Raw genomic sequence first — 22,120 nt, 5'->3', positions numbered from 1 at the left:
CGGCATGCAAAACACCGGCAGCGCCGCCATGGCACAGCCGGCTGTCACAATGACGGCAAGGCGAAACTAAAATCCCGCACGGCGGGAAGACGGCAATCCAGTATTGTAGGGAGACCTTTCATCTCCAGGTTTTCGCCGCATCTATTACTCCATGGCCAAGAAACCTGAAACACAGTCGCGCATCGCCGACAACAAAAAAGCCGCATTCAACTACTTCTTCGAGGAACGCTTCGAGGCCGGCATCGTGCTGCACGGCTGGGAAGTGAAGGCACTGCGCAGCGGCAAGGTGCAGTTGACGGACGGCTACGTCATCGTCAAGGACGGCGAGCTGTTCCTGCTCGGCTGCCAGATCAACCCGCTCAAGACCGCCTCCACCCACGTCAACCCCGACGCGGCGCGCATCAAGAAACTGCTGCTCAAGAAGGACGACATCCTGCGCCTGATCGGCAAGGTGGAGCAAAAGGGCTTCACCCTGGTGCCCATCAACCTTCACTGGAAGAACGGCTATGTCAAATGCGACATTGCCCTGGCCAAGGGCAAGGCCGAGCACGACAAGCGCGACGTGATCAAGGACCGCGAAGGCAAGCGCGAGGTCGAGCGCGCCATGAAGAGCTTCAACCGCTGACGGGCATCCGCAGCTTTTTTTGCACTGCTGCGGAATAAACCGGCACGGCCCAGTGTTCATTGCAGTGTCCGGCCGCAATTTCGCGCGCCGGCAAGCACCGGAGACAGCGATGAAGAAGCTCGGCATGAAACTTGGTACCTGTGCCTTCACGGCAGCCCTGACATTGGCCCTGGCAGGCTGCTATTCCGCGCCTGCGGCCAACGCCTCTGGCCAGACGCCGCCCAGTGCGGTCAGCGTGCAAAACGGCATCCTGGTCGGCGCCAACGGCATGACGCTCTATACCTTCGACAAGGACACGGCCGGCAGTGGCAAGTCCGTCTGCAATGGCCCCTGCGCGACCAACTGGCCGCCCCTGATGGGCAAGCAGGCGCCCTCTGGCGGCAACTACAGCGTGATCCAGCGCGACGATGGCAGCAGCCAGATCGCCTACAAGGGCAAGCCCCTGTACTACTGGGTGAAGGACGGCAAGGCCGGCGATACCACGGGCGACGGCGTCATGGGCGTCTGGCATACCGCACGCCCCTGAGTCCGGCCCCCTGCGCGATCGGACCTGCCCATGGACCGCAGCCAGATCCTGGAGCACCTGCCCGGCCTGCGCCGCTACGCGCGGCTGCTGGCAGGCGATGCCTGGGCAGCCGACGACCTGGTGCAGGACACGCTGGAACGCGCCTGCCGCAAATGGCTGCTGTGGCGCTCCGATGGCGATCTGCGCGCCTGGCTGTTCACCCTGATGCACAACCTCTACCTGAACCAGCGGCGCTCTGCCGCACGAGGGCAGTGGCTGGACATCGACAGCCTGTCCGAGTCCCTGGCAGCGCCCGAGGACAGCAGCGACGCTGCCCTGGACCTGGAGCGCTGCCTGCAGCGCCTGCCCGCCGAGCAGCGGGCCGTGCTGCTGCTGGTCAGCGTGGAGGACATGAGCTATGCCGACACGGCGCGCGTGCTGCAGCTGCCCCTGGGCACCGTGATGTCGCGCCTGTCGCGCGCACGCTCCCGGTTGCGCGAGCTGATGGAGGCGCCGCCCGCAGCTTCGCCCGCCCAGACTGCTGCACCCCAAGCCGCAGCCCCGTCGCTGCGCCGGCTCAAATGACGAGGCCGCCATGACTGCCCCCGCCCCCACCTCCCCCTCCTCCTGTGTCTCGGCTGCCACGGCCATCCCCGACGAGCAGCTGCATGCCCTGGTCGATGACCGCCTGCCGGCCCCACAGGCACAGGCGCTGCGCGAGCAGCTGGATGCAGACAGCGCAGCACGCGTGGAGCAATGGCAGCGCCAGCGGCAGCTGCTGCGCGCCCTGCACGGCGCCCGCAGCGAACCGCCCATGCCCGATGAAATGCGCGCCGCCGCCGAGCAGCTGCAGGGCCTGCAACAGCGCCAGCAGCAATGGTGGCGCTGGGGCGGCATGGCCGCAGGCTGGCTGCTGGCCTTCGGCCTGGGCTGGCTGGTGCACGGGCAGCAGGCAGCGCCTGCGGCACCCTCAACGGCGGACACGCTGGCCGCTGCCGCACCTGCCCGCTTCGCCCATCAGGCAGCCGTCGCCCACGCGGTCTACCAGCCCGAGCAGCGCCACCCGGTCGAGGTCGAGGCAGCGCAACAGGCCCATTTGCTGCAATGGCTTTCCAAGCGGCTGGGCCGGCCGCTGAAGCTGCCAGCCCTCACGGAACTGGGCTATGAGCTGGTGGGCGGCCGGCTGCTGCCCGGCGACAGCGGCGCACGCGCCCAGTTCATGTACCAGGATGCGGCCGGCGAGCGCATCACCCTGTATCTGGGCGCGCTGGAGGACCCGGCCACGCGTGGCGAGACCGCCTTTCGCTTCAGCAGCGACGGCCCCGTGCCCAGCTTCTACTGGGTGGACCAGGGCTTTGGCTATGCGCTCAGCGGCGCCCTGCCGCGCAACCGGCTGCTGCAGCTGGCCACGGCCGTGCACCAGCAGCTTTGAAGCCTGGGGCCACGGCTACCAGGGCAGCGGCGCCGCCTCGCCGTTGCCATGTTCGCCGTAGTACAGCGAGGGCAGGAAGCGCGACAGGTAGGTGAACTCCGTGTAGCAGTGGCGCAGCAGGCCCAGGCCCAGCGCGTCGGGCAGCTCGGCCGCCGGGTCCGTGCAGGACTGCCCCAGCAGGAAGCGGCTGCGCAGCACGCATCCAAAGGGCGTATCGCGCGCCAGGTGCACCATCTGCCCGTCCATGGGGTCCCCGCTGGCGTCCAGCTGCACATGCTCGCCGAAGCCGATACGCGCATACACGGCGGCCGAGGCGCGTTTTTCGGCAAAGGCCAGCTCCAACTGCGCAGGGTCGAACAGCTCACGCGGATCATGGAACTTGAGCCTGGCCGCCACGGGCGGAATGTCGGCCAGGGACTCCACGGCCTCGATGGAGGCGCCTATGTAGCTCTCGCCCTTCTTCCATTGCGCATCCCAGCCGCGATGTGCGATGTGGTCATGCGGATGCCACCACTTGATGTGCTGCGTGGTCTCGAAGAACTTGAACCACCAGTCCAGCATGCGGCCGCTGCAGCCGTGCAGGTCGGTGCGGCAGGCCACCACCAGACAGCCGCTGGGCAGGCGCTGGACTCCCGTCTCCAGCCGCAGCGGCGTGATGTGCAGCAGCTCGTCGATGCGGGAAATGTCGGGCTCGAAGGCATGGGAGTTCATGGGTGTTTTCCGTTCCTGGGTTGATGAGGAAAAGCCATCTTATATTAAAGAAACGAACAACGTTTCCAAACAATCGGATAATCCCAGCCGGGTAACAAAATGCTGCACAACCAGGCACGACCCTGCACAACACCGAACGGAACGACAAGAAATCCAATGGAATCCGAAATCACTCCTGCGGCCCCCAGGCCGCGCGGGCGGCCGGCCCGGCCCGAGCACGAGGCCAACGATGCCGCCCTGGCCGCCGCCACCTGGCTCTTGCTCAACGAAGGCTATGCCGCCACCACCATGGAAGCCGTGGCCAGGCGCGCGGGGCTGGCCAAGAAGACGCTCTATCGCTTTGCCGCCAACCGCGAGGATCTGGTGGCCCTGGTGGTGCGCAGCTGGACAGACGGTTTCCGCCCCGCCCTGTCGGCCGATGCGCAGTCGGCCTCAGAGGTGGCTCCGGCGCTGGCCGAGATCCTGCGCGTGATTGCCGCGCGCGTGCTGTCGGCCGAGGCGGTGGGGATGTTCCGCCTGCTCACCACCGATTTCCCCGCCAAGCCCGAGTTGCTGGAGGTCTACCAGCGCAACGGCATAGAGCGCGGCCGCGGCATGCTGGTGGACTGGCTGCGGCGCCAGTGCGCGAAGGGGTTGCTCAGGGCAGAGCAGCCCGATGTCATCTGCGACCTGTTGCTGTCCATGGCCATTGCCGAGCCGCTGCGGCAGATGGCCCTGGGCCTGACGCCGCCCGTGCCCGAATGGGATCCGGGCCCGCGCATTGACGACGCGGTACGGCTGCTGGCAGGCCATTCCTGCCGCATGGAGCCTGCGGATCGCTGAACCGAAAAAAGGCCATCCGGGGCGGTGCCGGATGGCCTTTTGAACCCTTGGAGGTTTGGGCAACCGCCGCGCGATCAGTCCAGCGCCGCCAGCGGGTGCGAGTGCGCGGGCCAGGGGCTGTCGAAGAAGGCACGCCATTGCGCGTCCTGCACGTCTTCGATGCGCGCGGGGTTCCAGCGCGGTTGGTGGTCCTTGTCCACGGCCAGGGCGCGAATGCCTTCGATGGTCTCGCTCTGGCCGGGGCGCAGGTAAAAGCAGTGGCGCACCATGTCGCGCTCCATGCGCAGGTCCTGGGCCAGCGTCATGCCGCGTGCGCGGCGAATCTGCTCCAGCACCACGTGCAGCATCAGGGGCGAGCGCTTGCGCAGCGTGGCTGCCGTGTGCTGCGCCCACTCGCCATCCGCCGCTTCCAGTGCCTGCACCATGGCAGCCACCGTGGGCAGGGCAAACACGCGGTCGATCTCGGCGCGGGGCTGGGCCGCTGGTTTGGCCGGGGCCGTGAACTTCGACTTCACCAGCGCCTCGACGGCCGCTGCATCGGCAAAGCTGCCGGCGGCCAGGGCCTCCCACAGCGCAGGCTGCTGGTCCGAGGGCAGATAGCCATCGGCCAGGCCGAAGTCCAGCGCGTCGGCCGCGCCGATCACGTCGCCCGTCAGCGCCAGCCACTCACCCGCGTGACCGGGGCAGCGCGATAGGAAGTAGCCGCCACCCACATCGGGGAACAGGCCGATGGCCGTCTCGGGCATGGCCATCTTGGTACGCTCGGTGACGATGCGCAGCGTGCCGCCCTGGCTGATGCCCATGCCGCCACCCATGACGATGCCGTCCATGAAGGCGATGTAGGGCTTGCCTAAGGTGTGGATCAGGTGGTTGAGCGCGTACTCCTCGGTGAAGAAGTCCTCCAGCTGGGGATTGCCCGTGCTGCCTGCGCCGTGCAGAAAACGGATGTCGCCGCCCGCGCAGAAGGCGCCGAAGGCCCCTTCCTTGCCCATGCCGCGGATGGCCACGGCCAGCACCTGATCGTCCTTTTGCCAGGCCAGCAGGGTGGCCAGCAGATCGCGCACCATGCCCAGCGACAGCGCGTTCAGCGCCTTGGCCCGGTTCAAGGTGATCATGCCCATGCGGCCCCGCACTTCGCTGAGGACTTCGCCGGCAGCTCCCGTCATATCTTGCTCCTTGTTGCTATGCATGCCCTGCCCCGGCAGCCCGGGGCAATGAGCCGCAACCATAGCTGAAAAACCGCGCCCACCCCTGACAAACAGGTGCCAATTTGCGCAAGTGCACGACAGGGCGGGCAGCCGCCGCGCACCGCAGCGCACTCAGTCCAGAGAGACGCCCGTGCTCTTGACCACGCCGGCCCAGCGCTTGATCTCGCTGCGGATGTAGGCGCCGTATTCCTCGGGCGTGGAGCCCAGGCCTTCGGCGCCCTGCAGCTGCAGCTTCTCGACCACGCCCGGGTCCTTGAGCGCGCGCATCAGCTCCTGGTTGAGCCGCTGGATGATGGCGGCCGGCGTTTTGGCCGGCACCATCACGCCCTGCCAGGCCCCGGCCTCGAAGCCGGACATGCCGCTTTCGGCCAGCGTGGGTGCATCGGGGAAGTTGGGCAGGCGCTTGGAGGAACTCACGGCCAGCAGCTTGAGCCGACCCTCCTTGATGAAGGGTGCGACGGAGTTGATGGTGTCCGTCATGAAGTCGATCTGTCCGGCCACCAGATCCACGTCGGCCGGCGCGCTGCCCTTGTAGGGCACGTGGCTGGCCTCGATCTGGTAGTGCTGCACGACCTGGAAGGCCGCCAGGTGCGTGACATTGCCGTTGCCGGCCGAACCATAGGACAGCTGGCCCGCCTTGTCCCTGGCATGGCGCACGAACTCCTGCACGTTCTTCACCGGCAGCTTGGGGTTGACCACCAGGCCCAGCGGCACCACGGCCGTCAGCGCCACAGGCATCAGGTCCTTGTTCACGTCGTAGCTCATCTTCTTGTAGAGCGACGGGCTCAGCGCAATGGACGAGGTGTTGTAGAGCACGGTGTAGCCATCGGGCGCGGCCTTGGCCACCAGGGCGTTGCCGATGTTGCCGTTGGCGCCGGGCCGGTTGTCCACGATCACGGTCTGGCCCAGTTGCTGGCCGACCTGCTGGGCCAGCACGCGCGCCACCAGGTCGGTGGGCCCGCCCGGCGGGAAAGGCACGACCAGCGTGATGGGCTTGCTGGGCCAGGGCTGCTGTGCCAGGGCCGCTCCCGGCACTGCCGCTGCGGCTGCCATGCAGGCCGCCACGGCGGCCAGCACCCTGCGCCGCCCTTGTCTGCCCGCGGCCTTGTTGCCTTTCTTGTCCATGCTGTTGTCTCCTGGTGTCGTTATGGGAATTCTTTTGTCCGTCTAGCTGCGTCCGGCCAGCAGGCGCACGGCCGTGTACTCCATGACCTTGTGGTGGCCCTGGTTGAAGACCTCGATGCGCGAGGTGACGACGGCGCGGTTGCCCTTGGAGGTGGGCCTGATGGCGGTAACCTCGACCAGGGCCTCGATGGTGTCGCCCACCAGCACGGGGCCGAGGATCTTCTGGTGCAGCTCCAGCATGGCCAGGCCCGTGCCCTGGATCATGCTTTGCAGGATGAAGCCTTCGATCAGCGTATAGGTCAGCGCGCCCGGTACGGGACGGCCTGCGATGGCGCCGCCGTCATAGCCGTCCTCGATGAAGATGGCCTCCAGCATGCCGGTGACGTTGATGAAGGCGACCAGGTCGGATTCGGTCACGGTGCGGCGGAAGGTGCGCAGCTGCTGGCCAACCTGCAGGTCCTGCCAGAAAAAGCCCTGGCCCATGCGGGGCACGGCGTTCCAGGCGGGTGCGGAGGCGGCGGGCGGGGGAGTGATGTCTGCAGTCATTTCAAATCTCCTGTTGCGGGGTATTCAGGCCCGCAATGCGCTCGGCGCTCCAGCCCGCCTGGGCCAGCAGCGCCACTGTGTGCTCGCCCAGGCGCGGCGGCATGCCCATGGGGGCCTGCCGGCCATCCATGCGCACGGAGGAGCGAGGCAGGTGCACGGTGCCCATGGCGGCGTCGTGCAGCGGCACGAAGAACTCCGTGGCCTGCAGGTGTGGATCGGCAGGCAGATCGTCCATGCGTGCCACCGGGGCGGCAGGAATCTCCAGGCGCTGGCAGGTATCGAGCCAGTGCTGGGTGCCGTGCAGGGCCACATGCTCGCCTGCGGTCTCCAGCAGCTCGGCAATGTGGGCCGTGCGGCTGGCCTGGCTGGCAAAGCGCGCATCCAGGGCCAGCTGCGGCTGGCCCACGGCGGCGAAGAAGCGCTGCCAGTGCGCATCGGTGTACGGCATCATGCAGACGTGGCCGTCCAGCGTTCGGTAGGGCTTGCGCCAGGGCGCCATCACGCGCGGGTAGCCAGCGCCGCTGAGCGCGGGGCTGAAGTGCATGCCGTAGAAATGCTCGACCAGGTTGAAGCCCACCATGGTCTCGTACATGGGCACTTCCACAAAGCAGCCGTGGCCGCTGCGCTCGCGCTGGAACAGCGCCGCCAGCACGGCATGCGCGGCCACCAGGGCGCAGGTCTTGTCGGCCGCGATGGTGGGCAGGTAGCGCGCCTCGCCCGTCTGGCGCTCCATCAGGTCGGCCAGGCCGCTCATGCCCTGGATGACGTCGTCGTAGGCGGGCATGCCTGCATAGGGGCCGTCCTCGCCAAAGCCATGCAGGCCTGCGTAGACCAGGCGCGGATAGCGCTCGCGCAGCGTGTCGGGGTCCAGGCCCAGCGGGGCCAGCTTCTGCGGGCGCATGCTGTGCATGAACACATCGGCCGTGGCCAGCAGCGCATGCAGGGCCTGGCGCGCCTCGTCCTGCTTGAGATCGAGCACCACGCTCTTCTTGCTGCGGTTGGTGCCCATGAACATGGCCGCCATGCCGGGCTCCACGGCCGGGCCGGTGTGGCGCGTGGAGTCGCCGGCCGGCGGCTCGATCTTGATGACTTCGGCGCCATAGTCGGCCAGCACCTGGCTGGCCAGCGGCCCGAACACCACGCTGGACAGATCCAGCACCCGAATCCCTGTCAACGCAGCCTGCACTGTGGTCTCCATGTTGCTTCAGGGAGCCAGTATTTGATATCTTTGAAGTCGCGTCTAAGACTTAATTCAGCATTGCTGATACACGGTGGATATCAATGGACCTGCGCCAACTGCGTCACTTCGTCACCCTGGCCCGCACGCTCAACTACCGCCAGGCGGCCGAGCAGCTGCACATGTCGCAGCCGCCGCTGTCCCAATCCATCCGCCGGCTCGAAGACAGCCTGGGCGTGCAGCTGTTCCAGCGCGACCGCCGGGGCACGGAGCTGACCGAGGCAGGCCGGGCGGCCCTGGAAAGTGCCGAGCTGGCACTGCACCATGCGCGCCAGGTGCAGGAGGTCTCGCAGGCCACGGCCAGTGGCGAGCGCGGCCGGCTGCACATAGGCTTCATAGGCTCGGCCACGTTCTCGCTGATTCCACGGCTGGTGCAGGCCTTTCGCAGCGAATATCCGCTGATCGACCTGGTGCTGACCGAATCGACCACGCGCGAGATCTGCGCGCAGGTGGCCAGCGGCGATTTCGATGCCGGCCTGCTGCGCTACCCGGTGACGCAGGCCACCGAGCTGTCCATCACGCCCGTGGAAAAGGACGAACTGGTGGCCGTGCTGCCCGAAGGCAACCCGCTGCTGCAGCGGCCCGCCTTGCGGCTGCGGGATCTGGCCGACCAGCCCTTCATCAACTACCGCCCCAGCGAAGTGCCCGGCCTGCATGCGCTGGTGGTGCTGGCCTGCCAGAACGCGGGCTTCATGCCCCAGGTCAAGCAGCATGCGGTGCAGGCCCAGACCCTGGTCAGCCTGGTGGGCGCGGGCCTGGGCGTGGCCCTGGTGCCGGCCGTCGTGGCCAAGGGCAGCACGCCGGGCGTGGTGTTCCGCACGCTGCAAGACGCCGGGACCCTGCCCTCCATCGGCCTGGCCCTGGCGCTCAACCCGCACCAGAGCGCAGCGGCCGGCCAGCGCCTGCGCGAATTGCTGCTGCGGCTGAACGCCTGACGGACGGCCTGGCGGACGGCGTGGCAGAAGCCGCCGCAGAAAAGACAAAGGCCGCGGATGCGGCCTTTGACAATCAGGGCGGCTAAGCCGGCTGGCTTGCGCGCGCCCTCGGCGCCACGGCGCTTATGCGCCTGCGCGCGAAGCGCGCTTGCGCTCGTTCTCGGACAGGTGGCGCTTGCGCACGCGGATGCTCTTGGGGGTGATTTCCACCAGCTCGTCGTCCTCGATGAATTCCACCGCGTATTCCAGCGACAGGTCGATCGGGGGCGTGATCTTGATGGCATCTTCCTTGCCGGACACGCGGAAGTTGGTCAGCTGCTTGGTACGCGTGGCGTTGACCACCAGGTCGTTGTCACGGCTGTGGATGCCGATGATCATGCCTTCGTACACGGGATCGTTGGCCTTGACGAACATGCGGCCACGGTCGTCCAGCTTGCCCAGGGCGTAGGTGAAGATTTCGCCTTCGTCCATGGAGATCAGCACACCGTTCTTGCGGCCGCCGATTTCGCCCTTGTGCGGCTCGTAGCTGTCGAAGATGTTGGAGATCAGGCCGGAACCACGGGTCAGGTTCAGGAATTCGTTGGTGAAGCCGATCAGGCCACGCGCAGGAATGCGGTATTCCAGGCGCACGCGGCCGCGGCCATCGGGTTCCATGTTGACCAGCTCGCCCTTGCGCTCGCCCAGGGCCTGCATCACGCCACCCTGGTGGCCTTCTTCGATGTCGGCCGTCACCAGCTCGATGGGCTCGTGGCGCACGCCGTCCACGTCGCGGTAGACCACGCGGGGCTTGGACACGGCCAGCTCGTAGCCTTCACGGCGCATTTCTTCCAGCAGGATGGTCAGGTGCAGTTCGCCGCGGCCCGACACTTCGAAGATGCCGTCTTCGTCGGTTTCCTTGACACGCAGGGCCACGTTGGAACGCAGTTCCTTTTGCAGGCGGTCCCAGATCTGGCGGCTGGTCACGAACTTGCCTTCACGGCCCGCCAGCGGCGAGGTGTTGACGCAGAAGTTCATGGTCAGCGTGGGCTCGTCGATCTTGAGCATCGGCAGCGGCTGGGGGTTCAGCGGGTCGGTCAGCGTGACGCCCATGCCCAGGTCGGCGATACCGTTGACCAGCACGATGTCGCTGGGGCCGGCTTCGGTCACCTGCACGCGGTCGATGCCCTGGAACTTCAGCACCTGGTTGATGCGGCCCTTGTAGCTCTTGCCGTCAGGACCTTCCATGACCAGCACGTCGGTCGAAGGCTTGAGCGTGCCGGAAGTGATGCGGCCCACGCCGATGCGGCCCACGAAGGTGGAGTAGTCCAGCGCCGAGATCTGCATTTGCAGCGGAGCGGCGGGATCGCCCTTGACCGAAGGCACGTGCTTCAGGATGGTGTCGAACAGGGCCGACATGTCGGGGCCCCACTGCTCGCCCGGAGCGCCTTCTTCCAGCGAGGTCCAGCCGTTGATGCCCGAGGCGTACACCACGGGGAAGTCCAGCTGCTCGTCGGTGGCACCCAGCTTGTCGAACAGGTCGAACGCGGCGTTGACCACGTAGTCGGGACGCGCGCCGGGCTTGTCCACCTTGTTGACCACGAGGATGGGCTTCAGGCCCAGGGCCAGCGCCTTCTTGGTCACGAAGCGCGTCTGGGGCATGGGGCCTTCCTGCGCGTCGATCAGCAGCACCACGCCGTCGACCATGGACAGGGCACGCTCCACTTCACCGCCGAAGTCCGCGTGGCCGGGTGTGTCGAGGATGTTGATGTGCGTGTCGTTCCAGCTCACGGCGCAGTTCTTGGCCAGGATGGTGATGCCACGCTCGCGTTCGATGGCGTTGTTGTCCATCACCGTGTCCACGACTTTCTCGTGTTCGGCGAAGGTTCCGGATTGGCGCAGCAGCTGGTCCACCATGGTGGTTTTGCCGTGGTCCACGTGGGCGATGATCGCGATATTGCGGATTTGTTTGCTCATAGTGTTTTCCCATTGCCGCTGCGTCATGGGCGCGGCGTGTCTTCCAAAATCTGTTGAATTTCCAGTGAACTGAGCAGGCGGGCGGGGATGAGTTCCCCACGCACCACGCGCCCCACCCCCAGCAGAGCCTGGGGGTTTTCGCCATACACAGCCACCGCCTCGGCATCGGCCCAAGCGCCCTTGCGGGGCAGGCCCGTGAGAAAACGGGCCGCATCTTGCTCACCCAGCGTGACAGCCGTGTGGCTGGCCAGCAAGGCATCGACAGGCTGCAACTGCTGCAGACGCTCGTCCTCGCCCATGGCGGCCAGCGCCTCCAGCGAGATACAGCGCTCGACACCCAGCCCGCCAGTGTCGATACGGCGCAGCGCGCGCAGGTGCGCGCCGCAGCCCAGGGCCTCTCCCACGTCCTCCGCCAGCGTGCGGATATAGGTGCCCTTGCTGCAGGTCACCAGCATCCGGATCGCCGGCTGGCCTTGGCTGTCTTGCGTCAGCGAAAGCTCCAGTGCGTGGATTGTCACTTCGCGCGCCGGACGCTCGACTTCGATGCCGGCACGCGCATATTCATAAAGAGCCTTGCCGTCCTTCTTGAGCGCGCTGTACATGGGCGGCACCTGGCGGATGGGGCCCGTGAACTGCGCCTGCACGGCGGCAAGCCGCTCGGCCGTGAGGGCGGCGGGATCGATGGCGCGCTCGCGCAGCACCTCGCCCTCGGCATCGGCCGTGGTCGTGGTCTGGCCCAGGCGCGCAATCGCCTCGTAGGTCTTGGCAGCTTCGAGCTGCAACTGGCTGAACTTGGTCGCCGCACCGAAGCACAGCGGCAGCACGCCGGTGGCCAACGGGTCCAGCGTGCCGGTGTGTCCGGCCTTTTCGGCGCGCAGCAACCACTTGACCTTCTGCAAGGCGTCGTTGCTGGACAGCTCCAGCGGTTTGTCGAGCAGCAACACCCCATGCACAGGGCGCCGCTGCACCCTTGTGCGTGGCGCGTTCATGGGGCTACTCTTCCTTCCCGCGCGAGGAGACGGCCTTGGCGATCAAGGCGTTCATGTCGGCCGCACGCTCGGTGGTGCGGTCGTAGATGAAGTGCAGCGTGGGCACGGTATGGATGTGCAGGCGCTTGAACAGGCCGTTGCGCAGGAAGCCTGCGGCCTGGTTCAGGGCGTCCTGCGTCTCCTGCGGATCGCCGATCAGCAGGCTGAAGTAGACCTTGGCGTGGGCATAGTCCGGAGTCACCTCCACGCTTTGCAGCGTCACCATGCCCACGCGCGGGTCCTTCAACTCGCGTGCGATCAGCTCCGCCAGATCCCGCTGGATCTGGTCGGAGACTTTGAAGCTGCGGTTCGGCGCAGCGGACTTGCGTGTTGCCATGTCGAATTACAGCGAGCGCGCGATTTCCTTGATCTCGAACACTTCGAGCACGTCGCCTTCGCGAATGTCGTTGTAGTTCTTGAGCTTGATACCGCACTCGAAGCCTTCCTTGACTTCCTTGACGTCGTCCTTCAGGCGCTTGAGCGATTCGATCTCGCCCGTGTAGATGACCACGTTCTCGCGCAGCAGGCGGAAATGCGCATTGCGCGTAACCTGGCCTTGCGTGATGTACGAGCCGGCCACGGTGCCGATCTTCGACGCCACGAACACGGTACGGATCTCGGCCATGCCGATGATCTCTTCCTTGCGCTCAGGAGCCAGCATGCCGGACATCGCTGCCTTCACCTCTTCGACGGCGTCGTAGATGATGTTGTAGTAGCGCAGGTCCACATCGTTGCTCTCGGCCGTCTTGCGCGCCTGGGCATCGGCCCGGACGTTGAAGCCGATGATGATGGCCTTGGAGGCCAGCGCCAGGTTCACGTCGGACTCGCTGATGCCGCCCACGCCCGAGTAGACCAGCTGCACGCGGATCTCTTCGGTGGAGAGCTTGAGCAGCGATGCGCCCAGTGCTTCCTGCGAGCCCTGCATGTCGGCCTTGACGATGATGGGCAGGGTCTGGACCTCGCCCGCACCCATTTCGGCGAACATGTTCTCGAGCTTGGCAGCCTGCTGGCGGGCCAGCTTGGTGTTGCGGAACTTGCCGGCGCGGTAGGTCGCGATTTCGCGGGCGCGGCGCTCGTCCTGCAGCACCATGAAGTCGTCGCCGGCCTGGGGCACGTCGGACAGACCCTGGATTTCCACCGGGATGGAGGGGCCAGCGGACTTGGTCTGCTTGCCGTCTTCGTCCAGCATGGCGCGCACGCGGCCGTAGGTCTGGCCTGCCAGCACCACGTCGCCCACCTTCAGCGTGCCGGACTGCACCAGCACCGTGGCCACGGGGCCGCGGCCCTTGTCCAGCTGCGCTTCGATGACCAGACCCTTGGCAGCGGCTTCCACGGGAGCGGTCAGCTCCAGCACTTCCGCCTGCAGCAGGACCTGTTCCAGCAGCTCGTCGATGCCCTGGCCGGTCTTGGACGACACGGCAATGAACGGGGACTCGCCGCCGTACTCTTCAGGCACCACCTGCTCGGCCACCAGGCCTTGCTTGACGCGGTCGAGGTTGGCATCGGGCTTGTCGGCCTTGGTGATGGCAACCACGATGGGCACACCCGCCGCCTTCGCGTGCTTGATGGCTTCCTTGGTCTGGGGCATCACGCCGTCGTCGGCAGCGCACACCAGGATGACGATGTCGGTGGCCTGTGCACCACGGGCACGCATGGCCGTGAAGGCCTCGTGGCCCGGGGTGTCCAGGAAGGTGACGATGCCGCGGGGCGTCGTCACATGGTAGGCACCGATGTGCTGGGTGATGCCGCCGGCTTCGCCCGACGCAACCTTGGTGCGGCGGATGTAGTCCAGCAGCGAGGTCTTGCCGTGGTCCACGTGGCCCATGACGGTGACCACGGGGGCGCGCGACTCCTGGGCAGCTTCCTGCTGGGACACTTCCTCGGCCGTGAAGGCTTCGGGATCGTCCAGCGCAGCGACCTTGGCGGTGTGGCCCATTTCCTCGACCACGATCATGGCCGTGTCCTGGTCCAGGGGCTGGTTGATGGTGACCATCTGGCCCATCTTCATCAGCACCTTGATCAGCTCGGATGCCTTGACCGACATCTTGTGCGCCAGCTCGGCCACGGTGATGGTCTCGGGCACGTGTACTTCGATGGCACGGAATTCCGTTGCCGCGCTCTGGTGCTGTCCGTCATTGCGGTCATTGCCACGACGGCCGCCACGCGGGCCGCCGCGCCAGTTGGAACGGCCGCCCACGCCACCGGAGCTGTCGCCACGGGTCTTGATTTCCTTCTTCTTGCCATCACCGGCCCAGCTCGAGGAGAGCTTGGCGGACTTGACTTCCTTGCCGGCGCCGGCAGGCGCGCGCGCACCGGCTCCGCCGGCGGTCGTGCCAGCGGGCTTGTGCAGCGTGGTCTTCTTGGCATCGGCGGCAGCAGGCGCTGCAGGCTTTGCCACGGGCTTGGGCTCTTCGGGCTTCTTGGCCACGAGCACCTTCTTGGGCGCGGCCATCATGGCGCGAATGGCTTCGGCTTCGGCCAGCGCCTTGCGGCGGCGGTCTTCCAGATCCTTGGCGCGTTCGGCTTCCTCGGCCGCACGGGCCTTGGACTCTTCCTCGGCCTTGGCGCGTGCCGCGAGCTGGGCTTCGGCGCGCGCTATCTGGCCGGCAGCCTGCTCGCGCGAGGCTTCCTGCTTAGCGCGGTTGGCCTCGACAATCTTTGCGGCTTCGGCAGCCGCATAGGCGGCTGCGCGCTCTTCGGCTTCGCGCTCGCGCTGTTGGACTAGCTCGCGCTCTTCGCGCTCACGGCGTTGCTGTGCCAATTCTTCCTCCTCCCGGCCGATCATTTCGGCCTGGCGACGTGCTTCCCCTTCGCGGCGCACCAATTCCTGAGATTCGCGCTCCGACGCCGCGCGCTGCTCCTGGGCAGCCGCAACGGCAGCGGGGTCGGAGGCGCCTTCGGCGGCCTCGTCGCGCTTGACGAAGGTGCGCTTCTTGCGCACTTCCACCTGGATGGTGCGGGCGCGGCCCGACGAATCGGCCTGCTTGATCTCGCTGGTGGACCGTTTGGTCAGCGTGATCTTCTTGGCGCCACTTCCGTGGCTGGCCTGCAGATGGCTGAGCAGTTGCTGCTTGTCGCCGTCGGTCAACGCATCCGATGCGTTGTCCTTGGCGACGCCTGCAGCCTTGAGCTGCTGCAGCAACGTGTCAGGGGTCTTGTTGAGCTCTTTTGCAAACTCGGCAACCGTATTACTGGACATAAATGCTCTGAACCTCCCTGACCTTACTCTTGCCCTTCGGTGAACCAGTGCTCACGCGCCTTCATGATCAAAGCCTTCGCTTCTTCCTCGGTCTGCCCGGTCAGCTCGGTCAACTCATCGATGGCCAGATCGGCCAGATCGTCGCGAGTGTGCACATTGGCCTCGGCCAGCTTGTCCACGATCTCCGGAGTCATTCCCTCGAGCGTCAGCAGATCCTGCGACACCTTGCCCACGTTTTCCTCGTGCGCGATTTCCTGCGTCAGCAGGGCATCCTTCGCACGGGTGCGCAGCTCGTTCACCGTCTCTTCGTCGAACGCCTCGATTTCGAGCATTTCCTGCAGCGGCACGTAGGCCACTTCTTCCAGGGTCTCGAAACCTTCCTCGATGAGGATGTTGGCGATTTCCTCGTCCACATCGAGCTTTTCCATGAACAGCTGGCGCGCAACGGCAGACTCGTCCGCCTGCTTTTGCGCAGACTCAGCCGCGTCCATGATGTTGATCTTCCAGCCGGTAAGCTCGGAAGCCAGGCGAACGTTCTGGCCGCCACGGCCGATGGCGATGGCGAGGTTTTCCTCGTCAACCACCACGTCCATGGCGTGCTTTTCCTCGTCCACAACGATGGACGACACATTGGCCGGAGCCAGCGCACCGATCACGAACTGTGCGGGGTCCTCGGACCACAGCACGATGTCCACGCGCTCGCCAGCCAATTCATTGGTGACGGCGTTGACGCGGGTGCCCCGCACGCCGACACAGGTGCCGATGGGATCGACACGCTTGTCATGACTGAGCACGGCGATCTTGGCGCGGCTGCCGGCATCGCGAGCGCAGCTCTTGATCTCCAGCAGGCCCTGCTCGATCTCGGGCACTTCGTTGCGGAACAGCTCGACCATGAACTCCGGCGCCGAACGCGACAGGATGATGGGCGCGCCGCGCAGCGTGGCGTCCACTTCCATGATCATGGCCCGCACGCGGTCGCCGTTGCGCAGGTTTTCCTTGGGGATCATTTCGCTGCGGCGCAGGCGTCCTTCGACACGGCCGGCCTCGACGATGATGTCGCCCTTGTCCATGCGCTTGACGGTGCCCGTGAAGATCCGGTCGCCGCGCGAAAGGAACTCGTTGAGCAGCATTTCGCGCTCGGCATCGCGGATCTTTTGCAGGATGACCTGCTTGGCCGCCATCGCACCGATGCGGCCGATGGGCACCGACTCGATCTCTTCCTCGATGTACTCGCCTTCGGAGATGCCGGGGACGCGGTCCTGTGCGTCCATCAGCATTTCTTCGGCATCGGGGTTTTGCAGGCCCGCATCATCGGGCACCACCAGCCAGCGGCGGAAGGTGTCGTAGTTACCGCTGTCGCGATCGATGGCCACGCGGATGTCCACTTCACCTTGGTACAGCTTCTTCGTGGCTTGGGCCAGGGCCGATTCCACTGCACCGAACACCAAATCGCGCTCCACGTTCTTTTCGCGCGAAATGGCTTCTACCAACATCAACAATTCGCGATTCATGCGACGACTCTCCTATTTCAATCACGCAGAAAGGGGATGGCAATGCCCTTCTGCCCCAATGATTCGACGTACCCTGCCCGCTCCGATCAGACCGGCTTGGCAGAACGCCCCTTGAAATCCACAAGGGGAGCCAGACGCGCCTCGCGCAGCTCCTCCAGCGTGAAACCCAGCGCCTGCAGGGGCGCGGGAACACGCTTCTTGCTGACCCTCTGGCCAGGCTTGACGGGTGGCTCGTCGCTCCAGACGATCTGCCAGCCACCACCTTCGGCACGCTCCAGCGTGCCGCGGAATTTCTTGCGATTGGCGCTGACCTGCCCTTCAGCGGCAGCGCCGATGGGCTCCTTGAGGGTCAGGTCGATGACTTCCCCGACAAAGCGGATGAAGTCCTGCTCATGCCGCAGGGGGCGGTCGATGCCCGGGGAGGAGACCTCGAGGCGCGTGTAATCCGTGCCATCGACCTCCAGCGCGAACTGCAGCTGGCGCGTGATCTTCTCGCAGTCCTCGACTGTCACGAACTGCTCCGGCACCACCGGCTCGCCCTCCACCGGGGGCTGCCAAGGCAAATCAATTGTGACGCGCAACAGCCCGCCTGCCGAGCGTTCTATTTCCACCAGGTCATAGCCCAGACCTGTCACGGTTTGTTCAACGATTTGCTGTAGTGCCACGTGTAATTAAATTCAATCCTGCAAACACAAAAGACCCGGAACGCCCCTGAAACCTTGGCAGCAGCCATGTCCCAACAGCGCCGAGCCCCATGGCAATCCCTAAGGTCGCCCGAAGATCGCCCAAAAAAAAGGGCGGTTGGTACCCGCCCGTTTGGTCGTGAATATGCCATTGTATCCGCAAACGACCTTCAGGCCAAGTTCGCGCCGTACAAAAACAGGCGCTGGCAGGCACTGCGCAAGGCAGCCCAGGCCAGGGCGGACACCCCTCCGCGGGATGCTCAGGCGCCCACGCGCTCAAGCGCCTGCGCCGACTGAAGCCGCCGCAAAAGGGCCTGCGCTTCGGCGGGGTCGGCCGGGGCCGCGCCAGGGTCCTGGGCCAATGACTGCAGCATGCGCGCCACAACGCCCGGCTGGGGCAGCACCGGCCCCAGAAAGCGCGCGCGCTCGCCGTCAGCGATCAGCACAGAGGGAAAGGTTTCGATGTCCAGGTCCCCGGCCACATCCTCGCGGTCCTCGACATCAAGCCAGACGAAGTGCATCTGCGGGAACTGGGTGGCCAGCTCCGCAAACGCGCTCCGGTACTGGTTGCAAACGCCGCACCATTGCGCACACAGGCAAACCACCCACCAGGGGCTGGCTGCCGCGCTGTCGTCCGGCAGCTTGCCGGCCATTGAATCCATGGAAAACCTCTCAGAAACCACGCCCTTCCCGGGCGCGATAAACCTCCATGGTACCGATTTCCGCCGCCTTGTTGCCCCAGGCATTGCGCACATAGCTGGCCACGGCGGCCACCTGTGCGTCAGACAGCACATGGCCAAAGGGCGGCATGCCATGCGGCTGCGGCTGTTGCCGCGTGGACGGGGGATAGCCACCGTCCAGCAGCACCAGCAGCAGGTTGCGCGGCTCGGCCATGGTCACGGAGGCATTGCCGGCCAGCGCAGGAAACGCGCCCGGTGTTCCCTGGCCCTGCGCACCATGGCAGACCGCGCACTGCCGTTCGTACACGGCCCACCCCAAGGCCATCTGCCCAGGCTGCACAGCCTTGATGGCGCCGTGCCCGTCTGTGCCGGCAGATGGGGCAGCAGCGCCCTGCTCCTGCAGATAGGAAGCCAGCGCCTGCAGATCCTGTGGCTGCCAGTGCTGGGTGCTGCGCGCCACGACTTCGGCCATGGGGCCCAGTGCCGAGCCTGAAGGGCCGGACCCCGTCTGCAGCAACTGCACCCAGGCGGATTCCTGGCCGGCGCGCACACCCGCCTCGCCGGGATCGAGCAGCGAAGGCGCATACCAGGACTGCCCTGCCACAAAGCCGCCGGACATGGCCTGGCCGGAGGCACCCAGGCCATTGCGCGGCGCATGGCAGGCCGCGCAATGGCCCAGCCCCTGGGCAAGATAGGCGCCGCGATTCCAGGCCGGGGCCTTCCCTGGCTGGTCCTGCCAATCCTTCGGCGAGAAGAACAGCGCCCGCCAGACGGCCAGCGACCCCTGCCAGCCATAGGGAAAGTCCAGCGCATGCGGCGGCGTCTGCGCGCGCACGGCGGGCAGGCTTTGAAGATAGGCGAACAAGGCGTCCGAATCGGCGCGCGTCACGCGGGTGTAGCTGTCATACGGGAAGGCGGGATACAACAGGCGACCTTCGCGCGAGCGCCCGTTGTGCAGCGCACGCCAGAAGTCCTGCGCCGACCACAGTCCCAAGCCCGTCTCCTTGTCGGAGGTGAGATTGCTGGTGTACAGCGTGCCGAACGCGGTGGGCAAGCCCCGCCCGCCCGCATATTCGGCACCGCCCGCCGCCGTGTGACAGCCAGCGCAGTTGCCTACCCGCGCAAGGTAGGCGCCGCGCTCGACCAGGGCGGCCTGTGTTTCGGTCGATCCCGACCAGCCGCCGTGGCCATAGGCATGAACCCCCTGCTCCCCCCGCAGGTTGAGCCAGACCAGCAGCAGCCCCACCAGGACCAGGGCCAGGACCACAAGAGCCAGCAGGGGCCACCGCCCGCGTACGCTCGCGCTGGCCGGATTTTCCACTTGGACACTCATGGCCTGCCCTCCTGACCGCCCACAGCGGCCACCGCACCGCAGCGCAGCGGCAAGGAGCGCGCCAAGGCCTCGTGCCCTCCCGGCGTCGCCGATGCAGGCCGCGACGACAGCCATGCCGTGACGGCCACGACTTCCTGCGGCGTCAGCGCCTTGGCCACCTGGTCCATGCAATCGGGAGCGGCCGCCTGGCGCTGGCCCGAGCGCCAGGCGCCTATCTGGCTGTTGAGATAGTCGCGTGACAGGCCCAGCAGACCCGGGATATCGTCGCCCGCGCCCATGAGCCGCTGGCCATGGCAGGCAGCACAGGCGGGCAGGCCCCGCTGCGCGTCGCCCTGCAGCACCAGCTGCTCGCCACGCGCGAGGTCGGCGGGCGGCAGCTGCGCCGGCACGGGCGGCGCATAGGGCAGCTCAAGGCTTGCGAAATGCACGGCGATCTGGCGCAGATAGTCGTCCGACATGAATTCGATCAGCCGGTTCATTGCCGGATAGCTGCGGCGCCCCTGCTGGAAATTCTTGAGCTGGCGGTAAAGATAGCCCGCAGGCTTGCCCGCAATGCGAGGAAAGTAGCCGCTGGGTGTGGCCCGTCCCTCGGGACCATGGCAGGCCGTGCAGGCCAGTACCCTGGACGCCATGGAGCCCACATCGGGCAGAGGCGCACTGACCACGGCGGGGGGCAGGTCCGCCATCGGCACGCCCGGTGCCGGCTGGGCGGACTGCGCCATCACGCCGCATGCACAGGCCGCCAGCCATGCGCCCAGCAAGCTCCTTGCCCCCTTGACGCCTGAAAGCCCTGTCCCGTACCGCCATCGCCTGCCATGTGCCATGTCCGACGCCTCCTGTTGCGTCCTGCCGACGCGCGAATGTAGTAAACCCGTCACAAGATGCCAGTCCAGCAGGAAAAGGCCCATCGGTTGAGACCCTGCCATGACCGGGCTATGCTGGCTTCTGGCTTGTCCAGAACATCGCCCGCAAGGGCTGGAGGACGGAAATTCATGGAATACAAGGACTACTACCGCATCCTGGCCGTGGACCGGCAGGCCAGTGCTGACGAGATCAAGAAGGCCTACCGCAAGCTGGCGCGCAAGTACCACCCGGACATCAGCAAGGAAGCGGATGCCTCGCAACGCATGGCCGAGATCAATGAAGCCAACGCCGTGCTGTCCGATCCCGAAAAGCGTGCGGCCTACGACGCGCTGGCCGATGCGCCCCGCCGCAGCGCAGGCGCCGGCGGATTCCAGCCGCCACCGGACTGGGAAGGTCAGGACTTCCACTTTCGCAGCGGCGATGGCGCCATGCCGGACGGCGATGCGGATTTCAGCGAATTCTTCTCGCAGATGTTCGGCCAGGGCGCCCGCGCGCGCCATGCGGGCGGCGGGCAGCACCGACCTCCACCCGACCTGCGGGGGCAGGACCAGCACGCCAGCATCGAGCTGGACCTGCTGGACAGCTACCACGGCGCCCAGCGCAGCCTGCACCTGCGCAGCACGGTGCTGGATGAGGACGGGCGGCCGGTGGCGCGGGACAAGGAATTGCAGGTCAGCATTCCCAAGGGCGTGCGCGAGGGCCAGATGATCCGCCTGGCAGGCCAGGGCGGCCAGGGCCTGGGCAAGGGTCCTGCAGGCGACCTGCTGCTGCAGGTGCATCTGCGCCACGACCCGCGCTGGTGGGCCGAGGGCAAGGACGTCTATCAGCCCATCGCGCTCGCGCCCTGGGAAGCCGCGCTGGGCGGCACGGTCCGTCTCGCCACGATTGCCGGCGAATTCGATGTCGGCATCCCTGCCGGCAGCCGCGCCGGCCGCAAGCTGCGGATCAAGGGCAAGGGCTTGCCCGCCGCCACGCCAGGCGATCTGTATCTGGTGCTGGGCATCAGCCTGCCGGAGCCGCAGACCGACGCCCAGCGAAAGGCCTATGAGGCACTGGCCCAGGCCTTCCCCTCGTTCGATGCCCGCCAGCAAGGCACGGGCCAAGGAGCCTCGCGATGAGCACGCCGCTGTATCCCTTCTACGAACCTGCAGAACTGCTGGATGAAGGCGCACTGGATCTGCACGATCTCGCCCGCCACTGCCAGCGCAACACCGACTGGGTGGTGGAGCGTGTGCAGACCGGCGTGCTGTACTGCGAAAACGAGCCGCCGGGCGAAGCGACCGCACCGCAGGCACAGTGGCGCTTCAGCAGCCACATGCTGGTGCGTGCGCGCCGCATTGCCCATCTGGAGCACAGCTTCGATGCCGACCCTCAACTGGCCGCGCTGACGGCGGACCTGATCGAGGAAGTGCAGATGCTGCGCCGCAAGCTCCAGGCACTGCAGCACTGAGCGCATTCGCCCCAAAAGCAAAAGCCCTCTTTCGAGGGCTCTTGCTTTCAGAACGCGGCCGCAGCAGGCATGCATGCGGCCCGCCGTGCTCAGCGGTGACGCTTGCCGGGGTTCTTCTTGGTATGGGTGTGGGCGCCACGGGCGCGGCTCACGCGCTGGCCACGGCCGGGCGTCGGCAGGGTGACGCCGTTGGGCAGGGGAGGCTGGGGAGTGAACTTGCGGTCGGCTTCGGTAACGATCTTGTTGCCCATGGCATTTCCTTCTTCAAAAAAA

At 66.4% G+C, this 22,120-nt stretch carries 23 protein-coding genes; 8 read left to right on the top strand and 15 right to left on the bottom strand.

Going from position 1 to position 22,120, the window contains the following annotated elements:
* The first annotated feature begins 151 nt into the window (after positions 1 to 151).
* The 4 genes from smpB (at position 152) to ACF8O7_RS26140 (ending at position 2,562) form a co-directional block, all read left to right on the top strand.
* Positions 152 to 625: an SsrA-binding protein SmpB gene (gene smpB / locus ACF8O7_RS26155; protein ID WP_016448870.1), complete on the top strand. Its 474-nt coding sequence runs from the start codon at positions 152 to 154 to the stop codon at positions 623 to 625.
* A 109-nt stretch (positions 626 to 734) separates the two neighbouring features.
* Positions 735 to 1,151: a hypothetical protein gene (locus ACF8O7_RS26150; RefSeq protein WP_016448871.1), complete on the top strand. Its 417-nt coding sequence runs from the start codon at positions 735 to 737 to the stop codon at positions 1,149 to 1,151.
* A gap of 30 nt (positions 1,152 to 1,181) precedes the next feature.
* Positions 1,182 to 1,715, top strand: coding sequence for an RNA polymerase sigma factor (locus ACF8O7_RS26145; RefSeq protein WP_016448872.1), 534 nt, complete (start codon positions 1,182 to 1,184; stop codon positions 1,713 to 1,715).
* Positions 1,716 to 1,725: 10 nt separating this feature from the next.
* A complete protein-coding gene (locus ACF8O7_RS26140; RefSeq protein WP_016448873.1) occupies positions 1,726 to 2,562 on the top strand; it encodes an anti-sigma factor in 837 nt (278 codons plus the stop codon).
* Positions 2,563 to 2,577: 15 nt separating this feature from the next.
* On the opposite strand, the gene ACF8O7_RS26135 is transcribed toward ACF8O7_RS26140, so the two are convergent.
* A complete protein-coding gene (locus tag ACF8O7_RS26135; RefSeq protein WP_126311979.1) occupies positions 2,578 to 3,273 on the bottom strand; it encodes a DAPG hydrolase family protein in 696 nt (231 codons plus the stop codon).
* Positions 3,274 to 3,429: 156 nt separating this feature from the next.
* Here ACF8O7_RS26135 and ACF8O7_RS26130 point away from each other — a divergent pair, with 156 nt between their 5' ends.
* Positions 3,430 to 4,095 (top strand): TetR/AcrR family transcriptional regulator, encoded by a 666-nt coding sequence (locus ACF8O7_RS26130; RefSeq protein ID WP_046240364.1) that lies wholly within the window; start codon positions 3,430 to 3,432, stop codon positions 4,093 to 4,095.
* 74 nt (positions 4,096 to 4,169) lie between these two features.
* On the opposite strand, the gene ACF8O7_RS26125 is transcribed toward ACF8O7_RS26130, so the two are convergent.
* The 4 genes from ACF8O7_RS26125 to ACF8O7_RS26110 form a co-directional block, all read right to left on the bottom strand.
* Positions 4,170 to 5,261 (bottom strand): enoyl-CoA hydratase/isomerase family protein, encoded by a 1,092-nt coding sequence (locus ACF8O7_RS26125; RefSeq protein ID WP_126311981.1) that lies wholly within the window; start codon positions 5,259 to 5,261, stop codon positions 4,170 to 4,172.
* A 153-nt stretch (positions 5,262 to 5,414) separates the two neighbouring features.
* The gene (locus tag ACF8O7_RS26120) at positions 5,415 to 6,428 is read right to left on the bottom strand and encodes a tripartite tricarboxylate transporter substrate binding protein (protein ID WP_016448877.1); all 1,014 of its coding nucleotides are present in this window, start codon (positions 6,426 to 6,428) and stop codon (positions 5,415 to 5,417) included.
* Positions 6,429 to 6,470: 42 nt separating this feature from the next.
* Entirely contained in the window at positions 6,471 to 6,974 is a 504-nt protein-coding gene (locus tag ACF8O7_RS26115) for a MaoC family dehydratase (protein ID WP_126311983.1), read from the bottom strand.
* Position 6,975: 1 nt separating this feature from the next.
* Complete coding sequence (locus ACF8O7_RS26110; RefSeq protein WP_034364356.1) at positions 6,976 to 8,172, bottom strand: CaiB/BaiF CoA-transferase family protein; 1,197 nt, start codon at positions 8,170 to 8,172, stop codon at positions 6,976 to 6,978.
* A gap of 83 nt (positions 8,173 to 8,255) precedes the next feature.
* On the opposite strand from ACF8O7_RS26110, the gene ACF8O7_RS26105 reads away from it, so the two are divergent.
* Positions 8,256 to 9,146 (top strand): LysR family transcriptional regulator, encoded by an 891-nt coding sequence (locus ACF8O7_RS26105; RefSeq protein WP_034364354.1) that lies wholly within the window; start codon positions 8,256 to 8,258, stop codon positions 9,144 to 9,146.
* 123 nt (positions 9,147 to 9,269) lie between these two features.
* On the opposite strand, the gene typA is transcribed toward ACF8O7_RS26105, so the two are convergent.
* The 9 genes from typA to ACF8O7_RS26060 form a co-directional block, all read right to left on the bottom strand.
* The gene (typA, locus tag ACF8O7_RS26100) at positions 9,270 to 11,099 is read right to left on the bottom strand and encodes a translational GTPase TypA (protein WP_034364351.1); all 1,830 of its coding nucleotides are present in this window, start codon (positions 11,097 to 11,099) and stop codon (positions 9,270 to 9,272) included.
* A 23-nt stretch (positions 11,100 to 11,122) separates the two neighbouring features.
* Positions 11,123 to 12,088 (bottom strand): tRNA pseudouridine(55) synthase TruB, encoded by a 966-nt coding sequence (gene truB, locus ACF8O7_RS26095; RefSeq protein ID WP_016448882.1) that lies wholly within the window; start codon positions 12,086 to 12,088, stop codon positions 11,123 to 11,125.
* Between the two features lie 4 nt (positions 12,089 to 12,092).
* A complete protein-coding gene (rbfA, locus tag ACF8O7_RS26090; RefSeq protein WP_016448883.1) occupies positions 12,093 to 12,464 on the bottom strand; it encodes a 30S ribosome-binding factor RbfA in 372 nt (123 codons plus the stop codon).
* 6 nt (positions 12,465 to 12,470) lie between these two features.
* Positions 12,471 to 15,326, bottom strand: a complete 2,856-nt coding sequence (gene infB, locus ACF8O7_RS26085; RefSeq protein WP_016448884.1) for a translation initiation factor IF-2 — start codon at positions 15,324 to 15,326, stop codon at positions 12,471 to 12,473.
* Positions 15,327 to 15,349: 23 nt separating this feature from the next.
* Positions 15,350 to 16,837: a transcription termination factor NusA gene (gene nusA, locus ACF8O7_RS26080; protein WP_016448885.1), complete on the bottom strand. Its 1,488-nt coding sequence runs from the start codon at positions 16,835 to 16,837 to the stop codon at positions 15,350 to 15,352.
* A gap of 86 nt (positions 16,838 to 16,923) precedes the next feature.
* On the bottom strand, positions 16,924 to 17,502 hold the full coding sequence (rimP, locus tag ACF8O7_RS26075) for a ribosome maturation factor RimP (RefSeq protein ID WP_026062108.1): 579 nt from the start codon (positions 17,500 to 17,502) through the stop codon (positions 16,924 to 16,926).
* A 278-nt stretch (positions 17,503 to 17,780) separates the two neighbouring features.
* Positions 17,781 to 18,182 (bottom strand): thioredoxin family protein, encoded by a 402-nt coding sequence (locus ACF8O7_RS26070; RefSeq protein ID WP_016452383.1) that lies wholly within the window; start codon positions 18,180 to 18,182, stop codon positions 17,781 to 17,783.
* A gap of 10 nt (positions 18,183 to 18,192) precedes the next feature.
* Positions 18,193 to 19,533 carry a cytochrome c gene (locus ACF8O7_RS26065; RefSeq protein WP_126311984.1) on the bottom strand — a complete coding sequence of 447 codons (1,341 nt, stop codon included), beginning with the start codon at positions 19,531 to 19,533 and terminating at the stop codon, positions 18,193 to 18,195.
* The gene (locus tag ACF8O7_RS26060) at positions 19,530 to 20,357 is read right to left on the bottom strand and encodes a c-type cytochrome (RefSeq protein WP_016452385.1); all 828 of its coding nucleotides are present in this window, start codon (positions 20,355 to 20,357) and stop codon (positions 19,530 to 19,532) included. The genes ACF8O7_RS26065 and ACF8O7_RS26060 overlap by 4 nt, the downstream gene beginning before the upstream one ends.
* A 168-nt stretch (positions 20,358 to 20,525) precedes the next feature.
* Between ACF8O7_RS26060 and ACF8O7_RS26055 the strand changes: the two genes are divergently transcribed.
* Positions 20,526 to 21,515 carry a DnaJ C-terminal domain-containing protein gene (locus ACF8O7_RS26055; protein WP_046984397.1) on the top strand — a complete coding sequence of 330 codons (990 nt, stop codon included), beginning with the start codon at positions 20,526 to 20,528 and terminating at the stop codon, positions 21,513 to 21,515.
* A complete protein-coding gene (locus ACF8O7_RS26050; protein ID WP_126311985.1) occupies positions 21,512 to 21,847 on the top strand; it encodes a MerR family transcriptional regulator in 336 nt (111 codons plus the stop codon). The genes ACF8O7_RS26055 and ACF8O7_RS26050 overlap by 4 nt, the downstream gene beginning before the upstream one ends.
* A gap of 89 nt (positions 21,848 to 21,936) precedes the next feature.
* On the opposite strand, the gene ACF8O7_RS26045 is transcribed toward ACF8O7_RS26050, so the two are convergent.
* Positions 21,937 to 22,098 carry a hypothetical protein gene (locus ACF8O7_RS26045; protein WP_012204826.1) on the bottom strand — a complete coding sequence of 54 codons (162 nt, stop codon included), beginning with the start codon at positions 22,096 to 22,098 and terminating at the stop codon, positions 21,937 to 21,939.
* Between the last annotated feature and the right edge of the window lie 22 nt (positions 22,099 to 22,120).

The sequence above is a fragment of the Delftia sp. WSY_16 genome, assembly GCF_043104415.1.
Lineage (GTDB): Bacteria > Pseudomonadota > Gammaproteobacteria > Burkholderiales > Burkholderiaceae_C > Comamonas > Comamonas tsuruhatensis.
Note: the sequence above shows the minus strand (reverse complement) of the source record. Positions and strands in the feature narration are given on the sequence as shown.

Bases quoted from the DNA above. Each gene is read 5' to 3' on its own strand.
- smpB (WP_016448870.1), top strand. From the start codon at position 152: ATGGCCAAGAAACCTGAAACACAGTCGCGCATCGCCGACAACAAAAAA.
- ACF8O7_RS26150 (WP_016448871.1), top strand. From the start codon at position 735: ATGAAGAAGCTCGGCATGAAACTTGGTACCTGTGCCTTCACGGCAGCC.
- ACF8O7_RS26145 (WP_016448872.1), top strand. From the start codon at position 1,182: ATGGACCGCAGCCAGATCCTGGAGCACCTGCCCGGCCTGCGCCGCTAC.
- ACF8O7_RS26140 (WP_016448873.1), top strand. From the start codon at position 1,726: ATGACTGCCCCCGCCCCCACCTCCCCCTCCTCCTGTGTCTCGGCTGCC.
- ACF8O7_RS26135 (WP_126311979.1), bottom strand. From the start codon at position 3,273: ATGAACTCCCATGCCTTCGAGCCCGACATTTCCCGCATCGACGAGCTG.
- ACF8O7_RS26130 (WP_046240364.1), top strand. From the start codon at position 3,430: ATGGAATCCGAAATCACTCCTGCGGCCCCCAGGCCGCGCGGGCGGCCG.
- ACF8O7_RS26125 (WP_126311981.1), bottom strand. From the start codon at position 5,261: ATGACGGGAGCTGCCGGCGAAGTCCTCAGCGAAGTGCGGGGCCGCATG.
- ACF8O7_RS26120 (WP_016448877.1), bottom strand. From the start codon at position 6,428: ATGGACAAGAAAGGCAACAAGGCCGCGGGCAGACAAGGGCGGCGCAGG.
- ACF8O7_RS26115 (WP_126311983.1), bottom strand. From the start codon at position 6,974: ATGACTGCAGACATCACTCCCCCGCCCGCCGCCTCCGCACCCGCCTGG.
- ACF8O7_RS26110 (WP_034364356.1), bottom strand. From the start codon at position 8,172: ATGGAGACCACAGTGCAGGCTGCGTTGACAGGGATTCGGGTGCTGGAT.
- ACF8O7_RS26105 (WP_034364354.1), top strand. From the start codon at position 8,256: ATGGACCTGCGCCAACTGCGTCACTTCGTCACCCTGGCCCGCACGCTC.
- typA (WP_034364351.1), bottom strand. From the start codon at position 11,099: ATGAGCAAACAAATCCGCAATATCGCGATCATCGCCCACGTGGACCAC.
- truB (WP_016448882.1), bottom strand. From the start codon at position 12,088: ATGAACGCGCCACGCACAAGGGTGCAGCGGCGCCCTGTGCATGGGGTG.
- rbfA (WP_016448883.1), bottom strand. From the start codon at position 12,464: ATGGCAACACGCAAGTCCGCTGCGCCGAACCGCAGCTTCAAAGTCTCC.
- infB (WP_016448884.1), bottom strand. From the start codon at position 15,326: ATGTCCAGTAATACGGTTGCCGAGTTTGCAAAAGAGCTCAACAAGACC.
- nusA (WP_016448885.1), bottom strand. From the start codon at position 16,837: ATGAATCGCGAATTGTTGATGTTGGTAGAAGCCATTTCGCGCGAAAAG.
- ACF8O7_RS26070 (WP_016452383.1), bottom strand. From the start codon at position 18,182: ATGGATTCAATGGCCGGCAAGCTGCCGGACGACAGCGCGGCAGCCAGC.
- ACF8O7_RS26065 (WP_126311984.1), bottom strand. From the start codon at position 19,533: ATGAGTGTCCAAGTGGAAAATCCGGCCAGCGCGAGCGTACGCGGGCGG.
- ACF8O7_RS26060 (WP_016452385.1), bottom strand. From the start codon at position 20,357: ATGGCACATGGCAGGCGATGGCGGTACGGGACAGGGCTTTCAGGCGTC.
- ACF8O7_RS26055 (WP_046984397.1), top strand. From the start codon at position 20,526: ATGGAATACAAGGACTACTACCGCATCCTGGCCGTGGACCGGCAGGCC.
- ACF8O7_RS26050 (WP_126311985.1), top strand. From the start codon at position 21,512: ATGAGCACGCCGCTGTATCCCTTCTACGAACCTGCAGAACTGCTGGAT.
- ACF8O7_RS26045 (WP_012204826.1), bottom strand. From the start codon at position 22,098: ATGGGCAACAAGATCGTTACCGAAGCCGACCGCAAGTTCACTCCCCAG.